Source organism: Streptomyces sp. NPDC050548 (assembly GCF_044457385.1).
Taxonomy (GTDB): domain Bacteria; phylum Actinomycetota; class Actinomycetes; order Streptomycetales; family Streptomycetaceae; genus Streptomyces.
This window is the reverse complement of record NZ_JBITGV010000023.1, coordinates 123,621-147,666: the sequence shown is the minus strand read 5'-3', so window position 1 is coordinate 147,666 and position 24,046 is coordinate 123,621. Positions and strand designations below refer to the sequence as shown.

General features: G+C 70.8%; 19 protein-coding genes. 7 read left to right on the top strand and 12 right to left on the bottom strand.

What is annotated here, in order from left to right; genetic code table 11:
- Positions 1-589: 589 nt before the first annotated feature.
- On the top strand, positions 590-1,585 hold the full coding sequence (trpS, locus tag ACIBJH_RS42195) for a tryptophan--tRNA ligase (protein ID WP_399122253.1): 996 nt from the start codon (positions 590-592) through the stop codon (positions 1,583-1,585).
- A gap of 15 nt (positions 1,586-1,600) precedes the next feature.
- Here trpS and proC read toward each other — a convergent pair whose 3' ends face one another.
- From proC to ACIBJH_RS42180, 3 genes are all read right to left on the bottom strand, one after another.
- Positions 1,601-2,410, bottom strand: a complete 810-nt coding sequence (proC, locus tag ACIBJH_RS42190) for a pyrroline-5-carboxylate reductase (protein ID WP_200717065.1) — start codon at positions 2,408-2,410, stop codon at positions 1,601-1,603.
- Between the two features lie 75 nt (positions 2,411-2,485).
- Positions 2,486-3,265, bottom strand: coding sequence for an ABC transporter permease (locus tag ACIBJH_RS42185; RefSeq protein WP_399122252.1), 780 nt, complete (start codon positions 3,263-3,265; stop codon positions 2,486-2,488).
- Positions 3,262-4,080: an ABC transporter ATP-binding protein gene (locus ACIBJH_RS42180; protein ID WP_399122251.1), complete on the bottom strand. Its 819-nt coding sequence runs from the start codon at positions 4,078-4,080 to the stop codon at positions 3,262-3,264. Before ACIBJH_RS42180 ends, ACIBJH_RS42185 begins: the two co-directional genes overlap by 4 nt.
- Before the next feature lie 264 nt (positions 4,081-4,344).
- Between ACIBJH_RS42180 and ACIBJH_RS42175 the strand changes: the two genes are divergently transcribed.
- Complete coding sequence (locus tag ACIBJH_RS42175) at positions 4,345-5,826, top strand: SulP family inorganic anion transporter (RefSeq protein ID WP_399122250.1); 1,482 nt, start codon at positions 4,345-4,347, stop codon at positions 5,824-5,826.
- A gap of 376 nt (positions 5,827-6,202) precedes the next feature.
- Here ACIBJH_RS42175 and ACIBJH_RS42170 read toward each other — a convergent pair whose 3' ends face one another.
- From ACIBJH_RS42170 to ACIBJH_RS42160, 3 genes are all read right to left on the bottom strand, one after another.
- Complete coding sequence (locus tag ACIBJH_RS42170) at positions 6,203-6,985, bottom strand: class I SAM-dependent methyltransferase (protein ID WP_399122249.1); 783 nt, start codon at positions 6,983-6,985, stop codon at positions 6,203-6,205.
- 667 nt (positions 6,986-7,652) lie between these two features.
- The gene (locus ACIBJH_RS42165) at positions 7,653-8,174 is read right to left on the bottom strand and encodes an EamA/RhaT family transporter (protein ID WP_399122248.1); all 522 of its coding nucleotides are present in this window, start codon (positions 8,172-8,174) and stop codon (positions 7,653-7,655) included.
- Positions 8,175-8,220: 46 nt separating this feature from the next.
- On the bottom strand, positions 8,221-8,535 hold the full coding sequence (locus ACIBJH_RS42160) for an SH3 domain-containing protein (protein WP_399122247.1): 315 nt from the start codon (positions 8,533-8,535) through the stop codon (positions 8,221-8,223).
- A gap of 182 nt (positions 8,536-8,717) precedes the next feature.
- On the opposite strand from ACIBJH_RS42160, the gene ACIBJH_RS42155 reads away from it, so the two are divergent.
- The gene (locus ACIBJH_RS42155) at positions 8,718-10,829 is read left to right on the top strand and encodes a serine/threonine-protein kinase (RefSeq protein ID WP_399122246.1); all 2,112 of its coding nucleotides are present in this window, start codon (positions 8,718-8,720) and stop codon (positions 10,827-10,829) included.
- A gap of 135 nt (positions 10,830-10,964) precedes the next feature.
- On the opposite strand, the gene ilvD is transcribed toward ACIBJH_RS42155, so the two are convergent.
- The 4 genes from ilvD to ACIBJH_RS42135 all read right to left on the bottom strand — a co-directional run bounded on the left by ilvD (position 10,965) and on the right by ACIBJH_RS42135 (position 16,336).
- Positions 10,965-12,818 (bottom strand): dihydroxy-acid dehydratase, encoded by a 1,854-nt coding sequence (ilvD, locus tag ACIBJH_RS42150; RefSeq protein ID WP_399122245.1) that lies wholly within the window; start codon positions 12,816-12,818, stop codon positions 10,965-10,967.
- 123 nt (positions 12,819-12,941) lie between these two features.
- Positions 12,942-13,547: a TetR family transcriptional regulator gene (locus tag ACIBJH_RS42145; RefSeq protein WP_399122244.1), complete on the bottom strand. Its 606-nt coding sequence runs from the start codon at positions 13,545-13,547 to the stop codon at positions 12,942-12,944.
- Positions 13,544-14,368, bottom strand: a complete 825-nt coding sequence (locus tag ACIBJH_RS42140) for a sugar phosphate isomerase/epimerase (protein ID WP_026179638.1) — start codon at positions 14,366-14,368, stop codon at positions 13,544-13,546. The genes ACIBJH_RS42145 and ACIBJH_RS42140 overlap by 4 nt, the downstream gene beginning before the upstream one ends.
- 1,035 nt (positions 14,369-15,403) lie before the next feature.
- Positions 15,404-16,336: a Ppx/GppA family phosphatase gene (locus tag ACIBJH_RS42135; protein WP_399122243.1), complete on the bottom strand. Its 933-nt coding sequence runs from the start codon at positions 16,334-16,336 to the stop codon at positions 15,404-15,406.
- A 158-nt stretch (positions 16,337-16,494) separates the two neighbouring features.
- On the opposite strand from ACIBJH_RS42135, the gene ACIBJH_RS42130 reads away from it, so the two are divergent.
- Positions 16,495-17,310 (top strand): hypothetical protein, encoded by an 816-nt coding sequence (locus ACIBJH_RS42130; protein ID WP_399122262.1) that lies wholly within the window; start codon positions 16,495-16,497, stop codon positions 17,308-17,310.
- 4 nt (positions 17,311-17,314) lie between these two features.
- Here the strand turns inward: ACIBJH_RS42130 and ACIBJH_RS42125 are convergent, their stop codons facing one another.
- Positions 17,315-19,024, bottom strand: coding sequence for a hypothetical protein (locus tag ACIBJH_RS42125; RefSeq protein ID WP_399122242.1), 1,710 nt, complete (start codon positions 19,022-19,024; stop codon positions 17,315-17,317).
- 200 nt (positions 19,025-19,224) lie between these two features.
- Here ACIBJH_RS42125 and radA point away from each other — a divergent pair, with 200 nt between their 5' ends.
- On the top strand, positions 19,225-20,634 hold the full coding sequence (radA, locus tag ACIBJH_RS42120) for a DNA repair protein RadA (protein WP_200716600.1): 1,410 nt from the start codon (positions 19,225-19,227) through the stop codon (positions 20,632-20,634).
- A gap of 82 nt (positions 20,635-20,716) precedes the next feature.
- The gene (disA, locus tag ACIBJH_RS42115; RefSeq protein ID WP_399122241.1) at positions 20,717-21,841 is read left to right on the top strand and encodes a DNA integrity scanning diadenylate cyclase DisA; all 1,125 of its coding nucleotides are present in this window, start codon (positions 20,717-20,719) and stop codon (positions 21,839-21,841) included.
- 34 nt (positions 21,842-21,875) lie between these two features.
- Here the strand turns inward: disA and ACIBJH_RS42110 are convergent, their stop codons facing one another.
- Positions 21,876-22,712: a hypothetical protein gene (locus ACIBJH_RS42110; protein WP_399122239.1), complete on the bottom strand. Its 837-nt coding sequence runs from the start codon at positions 22,710-22,712 to the stop codon at positions 21,876-21,878.
- A 286-nt stretch (positions 22,713-22,998) separates the two neighbouring features.
- Between ACIBJH_RS42110 and ACIBJH_RS42105 the strand changes: the two genes are divergently transcribed.
- Complete coding sequence (locus ACIBJH_RS42105; RefSeq protein ID WP_399122238.1) at positions 22,999-23,919, top strand: A/G-specific adenine glycosylase; 921 nt, start codon at positions 22,999-23,001, stop codon at positions 23,917-23,919.
- The last annotated feature ends 127 nt before the right edge of the window (positions 23,920-24,046 follow it).

The following is a 24,046-nucleotide window of genomic DNA, read 5'->3' as shown; positions in this document are numbered from 1 at the left end:
CTTCGGTCTTGCGTTTCCGACTCTATCAGACCGTTTCCGGTCCCGATTTCCTCGGTGCTTTCCAGGTTCCCGCTTCCGCGTTTCCCTTTCCGGCGGTTCCGACTCTATCAGACCCTTTCGGGCCTGACTCCCAGTCAGAGAGGGTTGCCATCCCGGCCGTTGGGCCGTTCCGACGAGTGAGACTTTAGCGGATTCCTGAGTCCCGAGCGAATCGGGGGATGCGTCCTTTCGAACGCGGATTCCTCATTCCGCAAATACGCATGCCAATACAAGCGACGACGGATCGTCGATTGTTTGTAGGTACTTGCGGAATGGCTGTCCGGGGACCGACCGGAGTCGGCGCTCACGTCGGACAACTCGGAGAACACTACGTAGGCGGTCGGGGCGTGTCAACTCCGCTCCGGAGAGCCTCGTAGAGGCGTACTCTGTGTGACGTGACCACACATACGTGCACCCAGCAGTGGTGGGCCGCCTGACGGCGGCCGTACACACGTATGTACTCAACGGCCGCCGCCTCGGCGGCCGTTCTTGTTTCTCCCTCCAGAGGGGCGGCCGGCCGGCGCGGCGGTCTCGACCAGGAGGTGGAGAGATGACACGGGTCTTCAGTGGGGTCAAGCCGACCGGGCACCTGACGCTGGGGAACTACCTGGGTGCCGTGCGGCGCTGGGTCGATCTGGATCAGCGGCAGAGCGACGCCCTGTTCTGCGTGGTCGATCTGCACGCGCTGACCGTGGACCACGATCCGGCGCGGGTGCGCAGGCTCACTCGACAGGCGGCGACGCTGTTGCTGGCGGCGGGGCTGGATCCGGAGCTGTGCACCGTGTTCGTACAGAGTCATGTGGACGAGCACACGCGGCTGTCGTACGTCATGGAGTGTGTGGCGACCGACGGTGAGATGCGGCGGATGGTGCAGTACAAGGAGAAGGCCGCGCGTGAGCGGGAGCGGGGCGGGAGTGTGCGGCTGTCGTTGCTGACGTATCCCGTGCTGATGGCGGCGGACATCCTGGCGTACGGGACGGACGAGGTGCCGGTCGGGGACGACCAGACGCAGCATGTGGAGCTGGCCCGGGATCTGGCGGTCAGGTTCAACCAGCGATACGGCCATACGTTCGTGGTGCCCCGGGCGACTCGGCCGGGGGTGGCGGCGCGGGTGATGAATCTGCAGGAGCCGACTTCGAAGATGGGGAAGTCGGACGACTCCGGGCCGGGGATCGTCTATCTGCTGGACGAGCCGGACGTCGTACGGAAGAAGGTCATGCGGGCCGTGACCGACAGTGCGGCGGAGGTCGTCTACGACCGGGAGGAGCGGCCGGGGGTCGCCAATCTGCTGGAGATCCTGGCCGCTTGCGAGGGTGGGAACCCCGAGGACTTGAGCGGTGTATATGAGTCGTACGGAGCGTTGAAGAAGGACACCGCGGAGGCAGTGGTCGAGCTGCTCAGGCCTGTGCAGGAGCGGCACAAGGCGTTGTGCGCGGATCCCGCTTATGTGGAAGGGGTGTTGCGGGATGGGGCGGAGAAGGCGAGAGGGATGGCGAAGCCGATGGTCGATACCGCGTATCGGGCCATCGGGCTTCTGCCTGCGTAGCCGTCCGGCCGCCGACTAGCTGTTTCCGGAGGCCAGTTCGCGGCTGCGGTCGCGGGCTGCCTCCAGGGCGGCGATGAGTGCGGCGCGTACGCCGTGGTTCTCCAGTTCGCGGATGGCGTTGATCGTCGTGCCGGCCGGCGAGGTGACGTTCTCCCGGAGCTTGACCGGGTGTTCGCCACTGTCGCGGAGCATGACGGCGGCGCCGATCGCGGACTGGACGATGAGGTCGTGGGCCTTGTCGCGCGGCAGGCCGAGCAGGATGCCCGCGTCCGTCATGGCTTCGACCAGGTAGAAGAAGTACGCCGGGCCGGAGCCGGAGAGAGCGGTGCAGGCGTCCTGCTGGGACTCGGGGACGCGGAGTGTCTTGCCGACGGCGCCGAAGATCTCGTCGGCGTGCGCGAGGTGGGCCTCGGTGGCGTGGCTGCCGGCGGAGATGACGGACATCGCCTCGTCGACGAGGGCGGGGGTGTTCGTCATGACCCGGACGACAGGGGTGCCTGCGGCCAGGCGCTCCTCGAAGAAGGAGGTGGGGATGCCCGCCGCGCCGCTGATGACCAGGCGGTCGGCGGGGAGGTGCGGGGCGAGTTCGTCGAGGAGGGTGCCCATGTCCTGCGGCTTGACCGTGAGGATCAGGGTGTCGGCGCTCTTCGCGGCCTCGGGGTTGGTGACCGGGGTGACTCCGTGGCGGGCGCGGAGTTCCTCGGCGCGCTCGGGGCGGCGGGCGGTGACCAGGAGATCGGCCGGGGCCCAGCCCGCTCGGATCATTCCGCTGAGCAGGGCTTCGCCGATCTTGCCGGTGCCGAGGACTGCGACTTTCTGGGTCATGGGGTCATCCTCGCACCGGCGGTGCGCCCTTGAGACGGCTGTCCGGCTGGCGGAACACCTTCATGTGGTGCGCCTCTATGCCGTACGCCTCCTCAGTGTGGCCGCGCCCAGGCACAGGACCAGCAGGGCGCAGCCGGCCACGATCAGGACGTCCCTGACGAAGGTCGCGGTCATCTCCGTGTGCTTGAGGACCTCGTTCATGCCGTCGACCGCGTACGACATGGGGAGGACGTCGGAGATGGTCTCCAGCACCGGGTGCATCTCGGAGCGCGGGGTGAAGAGGCCGCAGAGGAGGAGTTGGGGGAAGATCACCGCCGGCATGAACTGGACGGCCTGGAACTCCGAGGCGGCGAAGGCCGAGACGAAGAGGCCGAGGGCGGTGCCGAGGAGGGCGTCGAGGAGGGCGACCAGGAGGAGGAGCCAGGGGCTGCCGGTGACGTCGAGGCCGAGGAACCAGACGGCGAGGCCGGTGGCCAGGGCGGACTGGATGATCGCGAGGGTGCCGAAGGCGAGGGCGTAGCCGGCGATCAGGTCGCCCTTGCCCATGGGCATGGCGAGGAGTCGTTCGAGGGTGCCGGAGGTGCGTTCGCGCAGGGTGGCGATCGACGTGACCAGGAACATCGTGATGAGCGGGAAGATCCCGAGCAGGGAGGCGCCGATGCTGTCGAAGGTGCGCGGGCTGCCGTCGAAGACGTAGCGCAGCAGGACGAGCATCACGCACGGGATGAGGATCAGCAGCGCGATCGTGCGGGGGTCGTGGCGGAGCTGGCGCAGGACGCGGGCCGCGGTGGCGGTGGTGCGGGCGAGGCTCAGGGCGCTGGGTGCCGTAGGGGCCGTGATCGTTGGCGTGCTCATCGGGTCGTCTCCTTCTGGCGGCCGGTGGCCACGGCCTCGTCGACCAGGTGCAGGAAGGCGGCTTCGACGGTGTCGGAGCCGGTACGGGTGCGGAGGGCGTCGGGGGTGTCGTCGGCGAGGACCTCGCCCTCGCGCATCAGGAGGAGGCGGTGGCAGCGCTCGGCCTCGTCCATGACGTGGGAGGAGATGAGGAGGGTGGCGCCGCGGGAGGCGGCGATGTCGTGGAAGAGGGTCCACAGGTCGCGGCGGAGGACGGGGTCGAGGCCGACGGTGGGTTCGTCGAGGACGAGGAGTTCCGGGGTGCCGAGGAGCGCGACCGCGAGGGAGACGCGGCTGCGCTGGCCGCCGGAGAGGTTGCCGGCGAGGGCGTCGGCGTGGCTGACGAGGTCGACGTCGGTCAGGACGCGGTCGACCTCGTGGCGGCGGGTGGCGGCGGTGCGGCCGGGGTCGAGGATCGCGGCGAAGTAGTCGAGGTTCTGACGGACCGTCAAGTCATCGTAGACGGAAGGGGCTTGGGTGACGTAGCCGATGCGGGTGCGGAGGGCGGGGTGGCCGGCGGGGTGGCCGAGGACGTTCAGGGTGCCGGTGACCTTGGCCTGGGTGCCGACGATCGAGCGCATGAGGGTCGACTTGCCGCAGCCGGAGGGGCCGAGCAGGCCGGTGATCTGACCGCGCGGGACGGTGAAGTCGATGCCGCGCAGGACGGTGCGGGGGCCTCGGACGACGGTGAGGGCTGCGGCCTGGACGGCGGGGTCGGGGGCCGCGCCGGGTGGAGTGTCCGGTGATCCGGGTGATTCGGCGACGTAATTCATCATACGATGAATAATGCTCTCGCGGGGCGGGGTCGTCAAGCGGGTTCGGCGGCACTGCCGTTACACGGGTGCGCGGGACGGCGCAGGCGCGTGGCGGCGTGATCGGAGTGGGGCGCTCCGGTATGGACGCCTCCGCGTTCACGGGGTGGTCACACGAATCGCGTGCGCGATCAACTCCCGTTCCCGACAATGGATTTCAGTTCGCCGTGCCCTCCCCCGGTGCGGCGCCCACGCATCTCCCGTTCGCAATTCGGAGGTGCCGTTGTCATGCGCTGTGGTGTGAGCAAGGCCGATCTGTTCGCTTCTCTAGTCGTCTTTCTCGTCGCGCTCCCGCTGTGCGTGGGTGTGGCGATCGCCTCCGGGGTGCCGGCCGAACTGGGGCTGGTCACCGGGATCGTCGGCGGGCTGGTGGTCGGGGCGCTGCCCGGCAGCAGCCTTCAGGTGAGCGGTCCGGCCGCCGGGCTGACCGTGCTGGTGTACGAGGCCGTGCGGGCGTACGGCGTCGAGGCGCTCGGGGTGCTGGTGTTCGCCGCCGGGGTCGTGCAGTTGGGGCTCGGGGTGCTGCGGCTCGGGCGGTGGTTCCGGGCCGTGTCCGCGGCCGTGGTGCAGGGGATGCTCGCCGGGATCGGGCTCGTGCTGGTCGCCGGCCAGGTCTACGCGCTCGGTGATGTGGCCGCACCGGCGGGCGGGCTCGGGAAGCTCACGGGGCTGGTGTCGCTGCCGGGGCTGGTGGATCCGGTGGCGTTGTCAGTGGGCGGTGCCACCATTGCCGTACTGGTGCTCTGGCCTCGGTGGCGGCGCGGGGCTCGGCTGGTGCCGGGGCCGTTGGTGGCGGTGGGGCTGGCGGCGGCGGTGACCGGGGTGTTCGACCTGTCGGTGCGGCGGGTTGAGGTGCGGGGCCTGCTAGGTGCCGTGCGGGTTCCGGAGTGGGGGGATTTCGGGCGGCTCACGGAAGTGGGGGTGATCGGGACGGTCGTCGCGTTCGCGTTGATCGCGTCGGCGGAGTCGTTGTTCAGCGCGGCGGCGGTGGACCGGCTGCACCGGGGTCCGCGGACGGACTACGACCGGGAGTTGATCGCGCAGGGCGCGGGCAACGCGGTGTGCGGGGTCCTCGGGGCGCTGCCGATGACCGCGGTGATCGTGCGGAGCGCTGCGAATGTACAGGCGGGCGCCAGGACCAAGGCCTCGCGGGTGCTGCACGGTGGGTGGCTGCTGCTCTTCACGGCACTGCTGCCCGGAGTACTGGGGTTGGTGCCGGTCGCGGCGCTGGCCGGGCTGCTCGTGCACGCCGGCTGCAAGCTCGTGCCGGTACGGCAGGTGCGGGGGTTGTGGACCGGGCACCGGGGTGAGGTGGTCGTGCTCGGGGTGACCGCGGTGGCGATCGTGGTGGGGAATCTGTTCGAGGGGGTGTTGGTCGGGCTGGCGTTGGCAGTGGCGAAAACCGCGTGGGACATCAGCCATGTCCACGTGGAGACGGAGGACCTCGGCGACGCGGGAATCGTCGTACGGGTCCTGGGACATGCGACGTTCCTACGACTGCCGAAGCTGCTGGACGCGTTGGAGGCACTGCCGTACGACCGGGAGGTGCGGCTGGAGTTGGGCGGGCTGCGGCATGTGGATCATGCGTGCGCGGCGGCGTTGGAGGGGTGGGTCATCGGGCGGGGAAGGGATGGCGGGGGCGGGGGCAGTGGCGGGAAGGGTGGAAGTGGCGGGAGTGGCGCGGGGGTGGTTGCGGTCGAGGGGGTGTGACGGGGTGAGGGTGAGGAGGTCGACGGTCAGGAGGTGGGGGGGGGCTGGGGTGGTCGGACCTGGGCTGTCGGAGGTTGGCCGGCCCATCGCGCGGGCTGTCGGGGGCTGTGCTGCTGGGGTTGTCGGAGGTTGGCCGCAGGGGCGGGCAGTAGTGGTGCTGTCGGGGCGGCGAACGGTTGACCGCCGGGGGCGTCAGAGATCGCGTAGCTGAAGCAACCAACGATTGACCGGCGGCGCAGCGAGGGATCGCGGTGCTGGGACCACCAGAGGTTGACAGAGGTTGACCGCCAGGGCCGTCAGGGATCGCACCCGCTGCGGCAACCGGCGGTTGGCTGCTTCGGCAGCCGGCCGTCCTGTCGTTGAGGTCGTCAGGAGGTCATGGTGCGAGGGCTACGACGAGTTCCACGACGTAGGTCTCCTCCACTGTGCCGTCCGGGAACGCGGTGAGCAGGTGGTTGCGCTCCTCGGTGAGAAAGGTGTTGGTGGCCTGTTCGTCCTGGACCAGGAAGACAGAGTGGCTGCTGATGTTGGCCAGGTGGGTGTCGACCGGGACGCTGCGGCTCCAGCGGACCCTGCGGTGGGCGAAGTCGAGACGGCCGGTGGGATCGGCGAGCGCGGTGTGCACGCCGCTGCCGTTCTGCTTCACGACGCGGTCGATGCCGAAGTGGATCCGGATGCGTTCCGCCTGCTCGGCGATCCACGGGACGTCGACGGCGCTGGTGTTCCACCACAGGGCGAGCGCGCCGCCCGGGCGCAGTACGCGCAGGGCCTCCGGGACCGACTTGGTGGTGTCGGTCCAGTGCCAGGCCTGGGCATAGGTGAGGAAGTCGAAGGAGTGCTCGGTCAGGGGGAGGGCGTCGCCGGTGCCCCGGACCAACGGGACGTCGGGGAGGGCGCGGCGGAACTGGGCCGCCATGCCGTCGCCGGGTTCGATCGCGATCACGTCGGCGCCACGGGCGTGCAGGAGGGCAGTCGCGATGCCGGTGCCCGCGCCTACGTCCGCGACACGGGCGCCCGCGAGGGGGTGGCCGGCCAGTTCCTCGATGGCGTCGAAGAGTGCGGGTGGGTAGGAGGGGCGGTTCTCGGCGTACTGGGCCGCGGCGGCGTTGAAGGAGTGGGCTCGGGCGGTGTGCGAGGGCGGCTTCGACGAAGTGGTCATACGGCCATGGTTACCGGGGTGGGTGCAGGGTGCAGGTGGATTTTGGTGAGAGATGGGGTGGGGAGAGAAGAGGGAGCCGGGCGGGAGCGGGGCGAGGCGGTTCTGACCGGGGCGGTCCTGACCGGGGCGGGGTGGCGCGGGGCGGGGTGGCGCGGGGCAGGGCGGCGCGGGGCAGGGCGGCGCGGGGCAGGGCGGCGCGGGGCAGGGCGGCGCGGGGCAGGGCGGCGCGGGGCAGGGCGGCGCGGGAGCGCGGCTCGGTCGGCCGGGGTGCGGGCCCTCGGCGGTCGCCGGGAGGGGGCGGGCGTGGCCTGGCCCGGAAGCGAAACCGCAGGCCGCGAGTCGCAGGCCGCAAACCGCGAGCCGCGAGCCGCAACCCGCCCGCGACGCGTGACCGGCTCGACGCGAAGCCGCTAGCCCCAAGCCACGGACTTCAAGCCGCGGGCCGTTAGCCGCAGGCTTCAAACCGCAGGCCGCAGCCCGCAGACCGTTAGCCGCAAGCTTCAAACCCCAGGCCGTTAACCGCAGGCTTCAAGCCGCAGCAATCCGTAGCCCGCAACGCGCAACCCGCAAGCCCCGATCTGCGAGCCGCAGCCTTGGCTGCCCCGACGCGTACCCGTCCCGGCCCGCCTCGGCCCGCCCCGCCCCGGTCAGGACCGTCCCGCCCCGGTCAGGACCGGCGGCGCTTCTTCGAAGGGTTGCGGGTGCGGCGAGTTGTGCGCTTCTCGTGTTGGGCCACGGCCGTCTCGTACTCCTCGCGGTGGCGTTGCTCGCCGGGGGCCTCCGTGAGGGAGCGGAGGAAGTAGGCGACGAGGGAGCCGACGAAGCCGATGCCCAGGAGGCCGCGGAGGGAGGCCTGGCGGTCGGGGTCGGGGCGCTTTTTGAAGCTCTCCCAGGTGTGGCCGAAGGCGAGGGCGCTGCAGACCGCGAACATCACGGTGACGAGGAGGGTGACGAAGCTGCCGACGTCCGCGATCTGGAGGCCCTGGTAGGCGAAGCGGAGGATCAGGCAGGAGGCGACGGCGGCGGCGAGGGAGCCGGCGGCCGCGGCGAGGCGGCGCGGGGTGTAGCCGTTGTCGTGGTTCACCCAGGTGGTGCCGAAGAAGCGGAGGGGCTCGGGGCGGGGGCCCGTACCTGCGTCTGTGCCTGGGGAGCCCGCGGAGGTGCCCTGGGTGCCGGTCTCGTCGTTCACGGGACGATTATGGCTCCGCGGGCGGACGCGGGCTCCCGTTGGGGGCTCAGGAGCAGCGCGGCCGGACGTAGCCGTCGCTGCCGGTGTTCACATAGGCGTCGGAGATGTACTCGCCGTCGTCGATGTTGTCCCAGATGTTCGTCGTGCCGTAGTAGCCCGTCACCGTGGTGCCCGGGGTCTGGCAGTAGATCGGGACCTGGGAGCCCTCGGCCAGGACGCGGACGATGGTGTAGCCGGTGCCCGGTCCGCTGCGGACGTTGACGCGGGTGTTGGGCGCGATGGAGTAGTAGTGCAGAGCCGCTGCCGTCGCGGTGACGTCGGCCTCGCCGCCCTGGGCTTCCGGTGCGCGGTCAACAGACATGAAAAACCTCCCCCGTTGGACCCCATGACTGCCATGGGGCCCCGATGATTCCCCTGAAACACGCCATGAAACATATGTACGCAACTCGCACTCGTAAGCCAGCAAGCCGTCTCTGTCCCGTACGGGTCATCGACTAGGCTCCGTGCGTCGCGCGCGCGAACGATCAGCACGGGGGTGGTTCCATGGCGCCACAGCACGACACCGGAGCGGGCGCGGAAGCGGAACTTCCCGAGTACGCCGGTCACTACCGCCTGGAGTCATGCCTGGGCTCCGGTGGCATGGGCGTGGTGCATCTCGCGCAGAGCACCTCCGGGATGAAGGTCGCCGTGAAGGTCGTCCACGCGGAGTTCGCGCAGGATCCCGAGTTCAGGGGGCGGTTCCGGCAGGAGGTGGCGGCGGCTCGACGGGTGAGCGGGGCCTTCACCGCGCCGGTGGTGGACGCCGACCCGGAAGCCGAACGGCCTTGGATGGCAACGTCGTTCATCCCCGGGCCGACCCTGTCCGAACATGTGAAGCGGAATGGCCCGATGACGCCCGGCGAGTTGCGCCGGCTGATGGCCGGACTGGCCGAGGCGCTGCGTGACATCCATCGGGTCGGCGTCGTGCACCGGGACCTGAAACCGAGCAACGTGCTGCTCGCCGAGGACGGGCCGAAGGTCATCGACTTCGGTATTTCTCGGCCAAAGGACAGCGAACTGCGCACCGAGACGGGGAAGTTGATCGGGACGCCGCCCTTCATGGCGCCGGAGCAGTTCCGGCGGCCCAGGGAGGTCGGGCCGGCCGCGGACATCTTCGCGCTCGGGTCCGTACTGGTGCACGCGGCGACGGGGCGCGGCCCGTTCGACTCCGACAGTCCGTACGTCGTCGCCTACCAAGTCGTCCATGACGAGCCGGACTTGACGGGACTGCCGGAGAACCTCGCGCCGCTGGTGCTGCGTTGCCTCGCCAAGGAGCCCGAGGACCGGCCCACACCCGACGAGTTGATGCGTGAACTGCGGTCGGTGTCGGCCTCGTACGACACGCAGGCCTACATACCGGCACAGCGGGCCGGTGCCACGCCGGTGCCGGAGCCCCTCGCGGCGGAACCCGAACAGCCTGAAAAGTCCGGACCGCGGCGCGGAAGACGCTTGCGCAAGCGGGTCGCGCTCGGGGCGGGCGCGCTCGGACTGGCCGCGATCGGCACGATCGCCGCGCTCCAGTTGTCCGAAGACAGCCGCCCGACACCGCAGGGCGCCACCCCGCACACCACGCCCAGCGCCGTGTTCAGCGGGTGGAAGACGGCACCGGTCTCCAAGCAGAGCACCCCCCAATGTTCTTACGGGGCAGGGAAGTTGTTCTGCGCGCAGCCCGGGGTGGTGTTCGCCCTGGACCCGTCCGACGGCCGTCTGCTGTGGCGGCACGCCGTCACCACGACCCGGACGGGCGGGCCGCCGGTCCTGTCGGGTGGCCTCGTGCATCCCGCGCTGGACGACGGCCGGCGTCTTGAGGCCCTCGATCCCGCCTCGGGCAGGACGCGTTGGCAGCGGACCGTGCCCGCCGAGACCGGGCTGGCGGGGGCCGGAGGGGTGCTCCTGCTCACCCACGCGGACGGCACGGTCACGGGGGTGGACGGCGCTTCGGGTGGCCGGAAATGGAACCACCGGATTCCGGGCCAACAGGCGCCCTACTTCGCCTCGTTCAACGGGGACGCCTTGGCGTACGCGTCGAACACGTCGGCCGACGGGTCGAGCACGCGGGTGACTGCGGTCGATCCGGAGACGGGTGAGGTGCGCTGGGACGCGCGGCTGAAGGGGTCGGTGCAGCCCGTCGGCACGGCGGGCGGGTCCGTCTTCCTCCTCTCGGTCGACAGGGTCTACGGGGCCACGCAGGCCGTGGTCCGCTACACCCCGGAGACGGGAGCCACGCGGCGCGTGACGCTGCCCGTGCGGCTCGACCAGGCCCGCGCGACCGTCCGCGGGAGCGTCGTCTACCTCATGGGAACCGGTGGATCGATGACGGCCGTGGACATGGACACACGGAAGCGGCTGTGGGGTCTGGAAACGGCCGTGCTGCGGAGTTCCACACCGGTCACGGACGGCAGGCAGGTGTACGTCACCGCGGCGGACGGGCGGCTGCTCGCCGTCGATGCCCGTGTGGGCCGGCTCGTCGGGCAGACCCCCGCGCGACTCGACTCCAACTCGGACCGGATCAGCGCGGCGCTACCCGAACCCGTCGTAGCCGACAACCGCGTCTACGCCGCCGCCCCCGACGGCACGGTCTTCGCCGTCAACTCCCGTACCCCCGGCGCCTGGTAGCCGTAGCAACGCGAACTGGCTTACGCCCGGCGCCTGGTGGCCGTATCAAGGCAGGCAAGGCAGGCAAGGCAGGCAGCAAAAGGGCCGCCCCCGTCGGAACGGAGGCGGCCCCAGGACCCAGGAAGCAGTTGTGCCTCAGCCCAGCTTGCTGACGTCCCGCACCGCGCCGCGGTCCGCGCTGGTGGCCATCGCGGCGTACGCGCGCAGGGCCGCCGAGACCTTGCGCTCGCGCTGCTTCGGGGCGTAGCGGCCCTCCAGCGCGGCCTCACGGCGGGCCAACTCGGCGTCGTCGACGAGGAGTTCGATGGAGCGGTTCGGGATGTCGATGCGGATGCGGTCGCCGTTCTCGACGAGGGCGATGGTGCCGCCGGACGCCGCCTCGGGGGACGCGTGGCCGATCGAGAGGCCCGAAGTGCCGCCGGAGAAGCGGCCGTCGGTGATCAGGGCGCAGGTCTTGCCGAGGCCGCGGCCCTTGAGGAAGGACGTCGGGTAGAGCATCTCCTGCATACCCGGGCCGCCCTTGGGGCCCTCGTAGCGGATGACGACGACGTCGCCGTGCGTCACCTGCTTGTTGAGGATCTTCTCGACGGCCTCTTCCTGCGACTCGCAGACGACCGCCGGGCCCTCGAAGGTCCAGATGGACTCGTCGACGCCGGCCGTCTTCACGACGCAGCCGTCTACGGCGAGGTTGCCCTTGAGGACCGCGAGACCGCCGTCCTTGGAGTAGGCGTGCTCGGCGGAGCGGACGCAGCCCTCGGCCGCGTCCTCGTCCAGCGCCTCCCAGCGCTCGGACTGGGAGAAGGCCTCGGCGGAGCGGACGCAGCCGGGCGCCGCGTGCCACAGTTCGACGGCCTCCGGAGAGGGCGATCCGCCGCGCACGTCCCACGTCTTGAGCCAGTCCGCGAGGGACGGGCTGTGGACGGAGTGGACGTCCTCGTTGAGCAGGCCGGCGCGGTGCAACTCGCCCAGCAGAGCCGGGATTCCGCCGGCGCGGTGGACGTCCTCCATGTAGTACGTGCGGTTCTTCGCGACGTTCGGGGCGACCTTGGCGAGGCACGGCACGCGGCGCGAGACCGCGTTGATCTCGTCCAGGCCGAACGCGACGCCCGCCTCCTGCGCCGCGGCCAGCAGGTGCAGGATCGTGTTGGTGGAGCCGCCCATCGCGATGTCGAGGGCCATGGCGTTCTCGAAGGCCGCGAAGGTGGCGACGTTGCGCGGCAGGACCGTCTCGTCGTCCTGCTCGTAGTAGCGGCGGGTGATGTCCATCACCGTGCGGGCCGCGTCCTGGTACAGGCCCTTGCGGGCGGTGTGCGTGGCGAGGACCGAGCCGTTGCCCGGCAGGGAGAGGCCGATGGCCTCGGTCAGGCAGTTCATCGAGTTGGCGGTGAACATGCCGGAACAGGAGCCGCAGGTCGGACAGGCGTTCTCCTCGATGTTGAGGACGTCCGCGTCCGAGACGCTGTCGTTGGCGGCCTCGACCATCGCGTCGATCAGGTCCAGCGTGCGGACGGTGCCGTCCTGCAGCGTGGCGCGCCCGGCCTCCATGGGTCCGCCGGAGACGAAGACCGTAGGGATGTTGAGACGGAGCGCCGCCATCAGCATGCCCGGGGTGATCTTGTCGCAGTTGGAGATGCAGATCAGGGCGTCGGCGCAGTGCGCCTCGACCATGTACTCGACCGAGTCCGCGATCAGGTCGCGGGAGGGGAGCGAGTAGAGCATTCCCCCATGCCCCATCGCGATGCCGTCGTCGACCGCGATGGTGTTGAACTCGCGCGGGATGCCGCCGGCCGCGGTGATCGCCTCGCTGACGATCCGGCCGACGGGCTGGAGGTGGGTGTGGCCGGGCACGAACTCGGTGAAGCTGTTCGCCACCGCGATGATCGGCTTCCGGCCGATGTCCGCACCGGGTACACCGGAGGCGCGCATAAGGGCGCGGGCGCCCGCCATGTTGCGTCCGTGAGTGACTGTGCGGGACCTCAGCTCGGGCATCGTCGCTCGCTCCTTCAGGCAGATAGGGCTGATATTGAGCGTACGCCGGTCATCCAGGGGTCGGACACGGTGTCCGTATCGCGGGACGCATGTCTCACTGAGGAGACAGGGCCGAGGACGGGCTCACGGCCCCGTCAGATGCCCCTGCACCACCGGTGCCAGCCGCGCGATGATCTGCTCCGGGTCCGCCGATGCCACCGGTTCGATCTTGATGACGTACCGCATCATCGCGACCCCGACGATCTGCGCCGCCGCGAGTTCGGCGCGCAGTTCCGGGTCCGGGACGTCGAGCTGGCTCGCGATGCGGCGCAGCAGCTGGCCGCTGATCAGACGGCGGAAGACGGCCGCCGCGGCCTCGTTGTTCACGGCCGACCGGACGATGGCGAGCAGCGGGGTCCGGGTCACCGGGTTCTCCCAGAGCCCGAAGATCATGCGGGTGAGCCGCTCACCGATGCCGTCGAGCGGGCCGTCGAGCAGCGTGTCCCGGGACCTGAGCGCGGGTGCGAACGCCACCTCGACGGCCGATTCGAAAACCTGTTCCTTGGTGCCGAAGTAGTGGTGGACGAGCGCCGAGTCGACCCCGGCCGCCTTGGCGATGGCACGCACGGACGTCTTCTCGTACCCCCGCTCGGAGAACACCTCCCGGGCCGCGGCCAGGATGCGGTCGCGGGTGTCGGCGGATTCCGTACGAGGGGGTCGGCCCCGGCGCTTGGCGGTGGCGTCGGTCACCGCCGGGGCACCTTCACGGCCGAGGCCAGATGCAGCCGCGTGAAGGCGAGCGCCTCCGCGAGATCGGCCTCGCGTTCGGCGCCGGACATCGCGCGCCGGGTGTTGACCTCGATGACGACGTGGCCGTCGAAGCCGGTCGTCGCGAGCCGTTCCAGCAGTTCGGCGCAGGGCTGGGTGCCGCGTCCGGGGACCAGGTGCTCGTCCTTGTTCGAGCCGTTGCCGTCCGCGAGATGGACATGACCGAGACGATCACCCATCCGCCCGATCATCTCGGTCGCGTCGGTGCGGGCGGTCGCGGTGTGGCTGAGGTCGATCGTGAAGTGCCGGTAGTCGTCCTGCGTGACGTCCCATTCGGGGGCGTAGGCGAGCATCTCGCGGTCGCGGTAGCGCCACGGGTACATGTTCTCTACGGCGAACCGCACATCCGTCTCGTTCGCCATCCGCCAGATCCCGCTGACGAAGTCCCGCGCGTACTGGCGCTGCCAGCGGAACGGCGGATGCACCACGACAGTGCTCGCGCCGAGCTTCTCGGCGGCGGCCTGGGCACGCTGGAGCTTGATCCACGGGTCGGTCGACCACACCCGCTGCGTGATGAGCAGGCACGGCGCGTGCACGGCGAGGATCGGGACCTGGTGGTAGTCGCTGAGTCTGCGCAGCGCCTCGATGTCCTGGCTGACCGGGTCGGTCCACACCATGACCTCGACACCGTCGTAACCGAGGCGCGCGGCGATCTCGAAGGCCGTCGCCGTCGACTCCGGATACACGGACGCCGTGGACAGCGCGACCTTCGCATCCGGGATGCGCACGACTGGTTCTGCCACGGAGGACAGACTACGGGGCGGCGCTTTGCGCGGGGGAGCCGGTTGCTGTGCCCGCCCTGTGCGGGGTACGGCAACCGGCCATCTCCGGCGCGGGGCCGCGTTGTGGCGATACTTCATGCGGGTCTGATACGTCGGGTGCGGGGTGGGTGTTCAGCGAGGGCGGGCGTGGGGGGAGTCGGGCGGGGGCGCGGGGCATGGGTGGGCGTGGGGGGAATTCGGCGGGAGCGCGGGGCATGGACGGGCGTGGGGGGAATTCGGCGGGAGCGCGGGGCATGGACGGGCGTGGGGGGAAACTCGGCGGGGCGCGGGGCATGGATGGGCGTGCGTGGCGCGGGTCGGTGCGCGCGGCACGAGCAGATGCGCGCGGCACGAGCAGATGCGCGCGAGGGCGGTCGGCTGCGCCGGGCGCGCGCCAAGCGGGTACACGCGCTGCGGACACCCCCACACATACGTGCACCACGGCCGACCAGGCGGACGGTTCGGCCGACCCCGGCAGGCAGCCCCGCGGGTACGTCACGACCACGCGCGTGTGCACCGCGGACAGTCACGTACGCACGGGTCACGGCCGAGCCGACGGCGGTACGGCCGGCCCCGGGGGCCGTACCGACCGGCAGCCGCGCGGGAACACCACGGCCACGCGCGTGTGCGGCACGAACTGGCACGCGCGCGTGGGTCGCGGCCAAGTCGACGCGTGTACGGCCGACCCCGACACCGCGCCGACGGACAGCCCCGCTAGCACCTGACGGCCACGCACCTAGGCGGCACGAACAGCCACGCGCGCGTGCGTCGCAGCCAAACCGACGGCGGAACGGCCGGACCCGGACGCCGTATCGACCGACAGCCACGCAGAAACACGACCGCCACACACGCGTCCGTCGCAGCCGAACCGACAGCCGAACGGCCGACCCCGGACGCCGTACCGACAGACAGCCACGCAGGTAAGCGACCGCCACACGCCCACCCCACACCCACCGCCCCACGCCCGCCCCCGCACCCACCGCCTCGCCCTGCGCCCACGGCAGCCGGTGCGGGCGCCTACGTCGAAGGCATCTGATCCAGCCGCCGCAGGATCACGCCCTCGCGCAGTGCCCACGGGCAGACCTCCAGGGTCTCCACGCCGAACAGGTCCATCGCGCCCTCGGCGACCATCGCGCCGGCCAGGAGTTGTTCGGCGCGGCCTTCGGAGACGCCGGGGAGGACGGCGCGTTGGGCGGTGGTCATGCCGCCGAGGCGGGGGACCCAGGCCTCCAGGGACTCGCGCTTGAGTTCGCGCTGGACGTAGAGGCCGTCGGCGGAGCGGGCGGCGCCGGCGAGGCGGGCGAGCTGCTTGAAGGTCTTCGACGTGGCGACGACGTGGTCGGGGGCGCCGAAACGGCTGAACTCCCCCACCGTACGGGCGATCTGCGCGCGCACATGACGGCGCAGGGCCCTTATCGCGTCCGGTTCCGGCGGGTCGCCGGGGAGCCAGGCGGCGGTGAGGCGGCCCGCGCCGAGGGGCAGGGAGACGACCGCGTCGGGCTCCTCGTCGATGCCGTACGCGATCTCCAGGGAGCCGCCGCCGATGTCGAGGACGAGGAGCTTGCCGGCGGACCAGCCGAACCAGCGGCGGACGGCGAGGAAGGTCAGCCGGGCCTCCTCGGCGCCGGTGAGGACCTGGAGTTCGACGCCGGTCTCGGTCTGCACGCGCGCGAGGACCTCGTCCGCGTTGCTGGCCTCGCGGACGGCGGAGGTGGCGAACGGGAGGAGTTCCTCGACGCCCTTGTCCTCGGCCGCCTGCAGCGCCTCGTGGACGACGCCGATGAGTTTGTCGACCCCTTCGGGGCCGATCGCGCCGTCCTCGTCGAGGAGTTGGGCAAGGCGGAGTTCCACCTTGTGCGAGTGCGCGGGCAGGGGGCGTGCGCCCGGGTGTGCGTCCACCACCAGCAGATGCACCGTGTTCGATCCCACGTCGAGGACACCGAGTCTCATATACGGAACGCTACTGCCACCTGCGCCGATCTCCGTCTTCGGTGCGGTTTCTGGGGCCGCCCCGGGCGACTTACCCTGGACGCGTGCCAAAGACGAAAAAGGCGAAGAACGACAAGGCGGCCAAATCACCCGGCGATTCTTCGCCGGTGACGTCGGCCATGCCCCCGAGGACGACGTCGGCCAAGCCCCCGAAGACGTCGACGATGTCGAAGAAGGCCCTGAAAGCCGACGAGAAGGGGCTCGACTTCGCGCGCGCGTGGGTGGAGTTCCCGGATCCGGCGGACGAGGAACAGCTCTTCCGCTGTGATCTGACATGGCTGACCTCTCGTTGGAACTGCGTCTTCGGAAGCGGCTGCCAGGGCATCCAGGCGGGCCGCGCGGACGACGGATGCTGCACCCTGGGCGCGCACTTCTCCGACGAGGACGACGAGAAACGGGTCGCCGGGCATGTGGCGAGGCTCACTCCGGACATCTGGCAGCACCACGACGAGGGCGCGAAGAACGGCTGGACTTCGGAGGACGAGGACGGCGACCGCCAGACCCGCCCCTACAAGGGCTCGTGCATCTTCCAGAACCGCCCCGGTTTCGCGGGCGGCGCCGGCTGCTCGCTGCACATCCTCGCCGTGAAGGAGGGCCGCGAGCCCCTGGAGACCAAGCCGGACGTCTGCTGGCAACTGCCGGTGCGACGGACGTACGAGTGGATCGACCGCCCGGACGACACGCGCGTGCTCCAGGTGTCGATCGGCGAGTACGACCGCAGGGGCTGGGGTCCGGGCGGCCACGACCTGCACTGGTGGTGCACGTCGGCGACCTCGGCGCACGGCGCGGGCGACCCGGTCTACGTGTCGTACCGCCCGGAGCTGACCGAGCTGATGGGCAAGGCCGGCTACGACCGTCTGGTCGAGCTGTGCGAGGAGCGTCTGGCCTCGCAACTCCCGCTGCTGGCACCGCATCCGGCGGACCCGGTCGGCTGACCGCTCAGGACGGGCCCGGCTCGCCGCCGTCGGACGGCGGCGCCGAGCCCCCCGGGCCGACGGAGGACGAGTCCGTCGGAGTGGGATCCGGGTCGGCGGACGAGGGCGGCGGATCGCTCGGCGTCGGGCCGGTGGGGGCCGTCTCCGTGGGCGTCGGGTCCGGTCCTGACGAGGGCGGGCCGCCGGGATGTGCCGGGGTACTCGGCTCGCCCGGCTCGGTCGGTGCGGGCGCGCTGCCGTAGCCCTCGATGGACACGACGGCACCGGCGGGTGAGACGGCCACGCGCGCGGTCCAGTGGCCGGAGGGCTCGCGCAGATGGTCGACGTACACCTTGATCGTCAACGACTCGCCCGGAGCGAGGGTTCCCGAGGACTGGCTGAGGTAGAGCCAGGGTGCCGTGGTGGTCGCGGACCAGCGGACCGGGGCCGCGCCGGACGCGGTGAGGGTGACGAGCGTGGTGTCGGCGCTGTTGGCGGCGGAGACGGCGAGCCGCCCGGCCCCCGTGCCCCCCGTACCGGCAACGCTGACGACCTCCACGGAGACATCGTTCTTGCCGCCTTTGTCGTCGCCCTTGCCGACCCGCGCGCGGGGCCCCGCACCGGCATTGCCGGTGTTCTCGTAACCACCGCTGGCGACCTCGCCCTCCAGACTCCCGGGACCGTCGTGCTGCTCGCTCGCGGAGGCGGCCCTGCCGTCGACGCCCTCACTGGTGGGTGTGGACCGATAGGCGGCCCACAGAGCGAGAACGGGCGCCGCGATGACGGTGGCGACGACGGTCGTCGTGACGGCACGCGCGCGTAGCCGGTCCCTGCGGGCCGCGCGGTCCTTGGGGTCCAGCGGGAAACCGCGCCGGTCGAAGCGCGGCGCCGCGGCTCCACGCGCGCGCGGGAGGTGCGCCATGGCGACATGCAGGGCCGCGCGGGGCGCCTCCAGGACGGGCAGTTCGGAGGGCGTGACTCCGGCGCCGGGCCAGCTGCCGGGCACCGCGCACTCGGCGGTACGGCGGCAGCGCGGGCAGTCGTCGACGTGCCGGACCAGTTCGCGGCGCAGCGCGCTACTGAGCACGAGCTGATGGTCGCCGGTGAGCCGGGCGACGCTCGGGCAGATCCCGGTCTCCACGACGGCGAGGGCGGCACGCGTGCGTTCCACCTCGCAGGCGGCGGAGGCCAACAGCTCCCGCGCGGTGGCGAGATCCATCCCGAGGACGGCGCCGACCTCATGGGCGGCGAGCCGGTGGCGCACGGCGAGTTCGAGCGCCTCGCGCTGCTCCGGGGTGGTCCCGGCGGCCTCCGGCCAGGCCAGCAGCGCGAGTTCACGCCGCCGCACCTCACGCAGCTCCTCGGACACGACAGGTTCCTCGGCCTCGGCCCGTCCCACGGCATGGGTGCCCTGACGTTTCTGCTTGGCCTCGGCCAGCTTCCGCAGACACGCCCAGCGGGCCAGCGCGTACAGCCAGGCCCTGCGGTCCCCGGCCGCCTCCGGCACGCGCGAGCCCCGGCGCTCGGCCAGAGCGACCACGTCCCCAAGAGCCGCCGTAGCCGCGTCGTGGTCGCACAGCACGGACAGGCAGTACGTGAACAGGCCGTCCAGATAAGGCTCGTAGCGCGCGGGCGGGCGTTGCGCCAGCGTGCGCGCCGCAGCGTGGTCGCGCGCCTCCCGATGCGCCCGGTGCGCGCCGGTGGTGCGGGTCGAGGTCTCCGGGCTGCTGCTCATCACCCGTGCGACCGTAGGCGGCGGGCGATGCCCCCTTCCGCCCCCTTGAGCTCTTTTAATCCGTACGGGTGAAACGATCCCTCAATAGGGGACAGGAACCCCCGCTTCCCTGGCTCGATCCCGACGACCATGGCCGGATTCCCCACCACACCCCTCCATCCCCCGACCCCACTGTCAGTCCCGCCGGTTACGGTTCACACATGGCTGCCCGTACGAAGACCACCAAGGACCGTCCGTCCTACCGCTGCACCGAGTGCGGCTGGCAGACGGCCAAGTGGCTCGGCCGCTGCTCCGAGTGCCAGGCCTGGGGCACGGTCGAGGAGTACGGCACGCCCGCGGTCCGTACGACGGCTCCGGGCCGCGTCACCACCTCCGCGGTGCCCATCGGCCAGGTCGACGGCCGCCAGGCCACCGCCCGCTCGACCGGCGTGCCCGAGCTGGACCGGGTGCTCGGAGGCGGCCTGGTCCCCGGAGCGGTCGTCCTGGTCGCGGGCGAACCGGGCGTCGGCAAGTCGACCCTCCTCCTGGACGTGGCGGCCAAGGCGGCGAGCGACGAGCACCGCACGCTCTACATCACCGGCGAGGAATCGGCGAGCCAGGTCCGCCTGCGCGCCGACCGCATCAAAGCGATCGACGACCACCTCTACCTCGCCGCCGAGACCGATCTGGCCACGATCCTGGGCCACTTGGACGCGGTGAAGCCCTCCCTCCTGATCCTGGACTCCGTCCAGACGGTGGCCTCCCCGGAGATCGACGGCGCCCCCGGCGGCATGGCCCAGGTCCGCGAGGTCGCCGGCGCCCTGATCCGCGCCTCCAAGGAGCGCGCCATGTCCACCCTCCTGGTGGGCCACGTCACCAAGGACGGCGCGATCGCGGGCCCCCGCCTCCTGGAACACCTGGTGGACGTGGTGCTCTCCTTCGAGGGCGACCGCCACGCCCGCCTCCGCCTCGTACGGGGCGTCAAGAACCGCTACGGCACGACGGACGAGGTCGGCTGCTTCGAGCTGCACGACGAGGGCATCACGGGCCTGGCCGACCCGAGCGGCCTGTTCCTGACCCGCCGCGCGGAACCGGTCCCCGGCACCTGCCTCACGGTCACCCTGGAAGGCCGCCGCCCCTTGGTGGCCGAAGTCCAGGCCCTCACGGTCGACTCCCAAATCCCCTCCCCCCGCCGCACCACGTCCGGCCTGGAAACCTCCCGAGTCTCGATGATGCTCGCGGTCCTGGAACAGCGAGGCAGAATCAGCGCCCTCGGCAAGCGGGACATCTACTCGGCCACAGTCGGCGGCGTAAAACTCTCAGAACCGGCCGCGGACCTGGCCATCGCCCTCGCCCTGGCCTCCGCGGCGAGCGACGTCCCGCTCCCCAAGAACCTGGTCGCGATCGGCGAAGTGGGCCTGGCGGGCGAGGTCAGAAGGGTCACGGGCGTCCAGCGCAGGCTCTCCGAAGCACACCGCCTGGGCTTCACCCACGCCCTCGTTCCGGGCGACCCGGGCAAGATCCCGCCCGGCATGAAGGTCCTCGAAGTGGCCGACATAGGAGACGCCCTCCAGGTCCTTCCACGCTCCCGTAAACGAGAGGCCCCACGGGACGGCGAGGACCGCCGGTAGACTTTGCCCTGGTCTCGCCCGTCCGTACGAACCAACTGTGCGAAACGGGAGCGCCTGAAGAACCTGCGACCCGAGGAGTGCAGTGGCAGCCAACGACCGGGCGTCAGCTCCCGGAAAGTCCGGCGGGAGCTCCGGTGCCGATGGGCTGATGCGCGCCTCACTGAGCGCCGTGGCACCCGGCACGGCCCTGCGCGACGGCCTGGAGCGTATTCTCCGCGGCAACACGGGCGGACTCATCGTGCTCGGCAACGACAAGACCGTCGAAGCGATGTGCACGGGCGGTTTCATCCTGGACGTGGAGTTCACGGCCACCCGCCTACGAGAACTCTGCAAACTGGACGGCGGAATCGTCGTCTCCTCCGACCTCTCCAAGATCCTCAGAGCGGGCGTCCAACTGGTCCCCGACCCCACGATCCCCACCGAGGAAACAGGCACCCGCCACCGCACAGCGGACCGAGTGAGCAAACAAGTAGGTTTCCCCGTCGTCTCCGTCTCCCAGTCCATGCGCCTGATCGCGCTCTACGTGGACGGTCAGCGCCGCGTCCTGGAGGACTCGGCGGCGATCCTGTCCCGCGCGAACCAAGCACTGGCCACCCTGGAGCGCTACAAGCTCCGCCTGGACGAGGTTGCGGGAACCCTCTCCGCCCTGGAGATCGAAGACCTGGTAACGGTCAGGGACGTCTCGGCAGTGGTCCAACGCCTCGAAATGGTCCGCCTGATCGCCAACGAAATCGCAGAGTACGTACTGGAGTTGGGCACGGACGGCCGCCTCTTGTCCCTCCAACTCGAAGAACTGATCGCGGGCGTACACCCGGAACGCGAACTAGTAGTGCGCGACTACGTCCCCGAGCCCACGGCCAAGCGCTCCCGCACGGTGGACGAAGCACTGGCGGAACTGGACGCCCTCTCCCACGCCGAACTCCTCGAACTCCCCACCGTGGCCCGCGCGTTGGGCTACACCGGCTCCCCCGAGGCCCTCGACTCGGCGGTCTCCCCCCGAGGCTTCCGCCTTCTGGCCAAGGTCCCGCGCCTCCCCGGCGCGATCATCGACCGCCTGGTGGAACACTTCGGCGGCCTCCAAAAGCTCCTGGCGGCAAGCGTCGACGACCTCCAGACGGTCGACGGCGTAGGCGAGGCAAGGGCAAGAAGCGTACGAGAGGGCCTCTCCCGCCTGGCGGAGTCGTCAATCCTGGAACGCTACGTCTAGGAATTAGGCACTAGGCACTAGGCACCAGTCGACGTCAGTCACTCGCCAGGACGAACGAGGTCTGCGCCTTGGCGAACCCGGAAGCAGCCGCCTCCACCAGATAGGTCCCCGCACCGGCCGACCCGGCCGGAGGAGTCGTACACTCGGGCGCACTCGGCTTGCGGTCCCACTTCACCGTGTACGTCACAACGCCCCCGGCGGACACCCGGTAGTACACACTCCCGGAGCTCTTCGGACAGTCGGCGGAGGACCAGTAGTCGGCGGCACCCCCCGCCTCCGTGATCGTCAACACCGCACTCTTGGGCCCGAGATCAACCTTGCAGTCACTGCTCGACGAGTTCTTGGCGGTCAGCACAAAGGTGGGCGTCTGATCCGGCGAGTAGGAGTTGTGCAGACTCCGCAGACTCAACTGCACAGCACTGGCAGTGCAGTTGGGCAAGGTCGAATCAGCAGGAACCGTAGTCCCCGTACTGCTCCCCCCACTACCGCCACCGTCCTCCCCGGCGGAACCACTGCCCCCCGACGCCCCACTACTGCCACCACTCGCACCGCTACTCGCCCCACTACTGCCACCACTCGCACCGCTACTCGCCCCACTACTGCCACCACTCGCACCGCTGCTCGACTCATCGCGGCCGCCGGGGTGTTGACTGATGGCGGGCCCGGTACCGGACGGACCGGCAGTGATCGTAGGGGCGGGAGTCCTGCCGTTCTTCGCCCCATCGGCACCGTTCTTGCTGCCCCCGCCACCCGACGTGACGATCCAGGTGATCAGCAGCGCCAACAGGGCGACCACGGACACCATGAGGACCCTCCGACGCCAATAGATGGAGGAGGGAAGCGGCCCGACCGGATTGCGCAGAGATCCCACGGCTCAAACCTTACGAGACAACGGGGAGTTACCTCGCCCCACCCGCCGCTCCGGCCCCAACTTTTCCGGATCATCATCCCGGCAACCCCGCCTGGAACAAGGCGGAATGGACCACGAGCCGCACCCGCCGACGCACGGGAGCGGGGCGTGGCGGTACGGCGAGCCCGCCGCTCAGCTGGTCCCCACGCCGCCCACTGTGACAACACCAGAGGGGCACAACCCGCGGCGGGCTCGCCGTACCGCCACGCCCCCGACACCCACCCGCCGTGGCAGGATCGGACCCGCCATGACTGCGCCCACAAACCCCCCGCACACCACGTCCACGAACGGCGAGCACCTCCACGCCCCCGTGATCGACTGGTTCGAAGACAACGCCCGCGACCTCCCCTGGCGCCACCCCGACGCCGGCCCCTGGGGCGTGATGGTCAGCGAGTTCATGCTCCAGCAGACCCCGGTCACCCGCGTCCTCCCGGTCTACGAACAGTGGCTCGCCCGCTGGCCCCGCCCCGCCGACCTCGCCCAGGACGCCCCCGGCGAAGCCGTCCGCGCCTGGGGCCGCCTCGGCTACCCCCGCCGCGCCCTCCGCCTCCACGGCGCCGCCACCGCCATAACGGAACGCCACGGCGGCGACGTCCCCACCGACCACGCCCAGCTCCTCGCCCTCCCCGGCATCGGCGAGTACACGGCCGCCGCCGTCGCCTCCTTCGCCTACGGCCAGCGCCACGCCGTACTCGACACCAACGTCCGCCGAGTGTTCGCCCGCGCCGTCACCGGCGTCCAGTACCCCCCGAACGCCACCACGGCCGCCGAACGCAAACTCGCCCGCGCCCTGCTCCCCCCGGACGAGCAGACAGCCGCCCGCTGGGCCGCCGCCTCCATGGAACTCGGCGCACTGGTCTGCACGGCGAAGAACGAAACATGCCACCGCTGCCCGATCAGCGCCCAGTGCGCCTGGAACCTGGCAGGCAAACCGGACCACGAGGGCCCGGCCCGCCGCGCCCAGACCTACGCGGGGACGGACCGCCAAGTCCGCGGCAAACTCCTGGCCGTACTCCGCGAAGCACACGCCCCCGTCCCGCAATCCACCCTCGACCGCGTCTGGCACGAACCGGTACAGCGGGCCAGAGCACTGGACGGCCTGGTCGCGGACGGCCTCGTGGAACCCCTCCCGGACGCCCTGTACCAACTCCCCGCGACCCGCACCTGACACACGGTCAATCCACAGCCACCCACCTCACCCCAAGCCGAACCACAGCCAACACCCAGCTCCCGCAACGCTCAGGCAACACCCAAACCACCCCATACCCACCCCAACAACCCCGCCCCCTTACCCC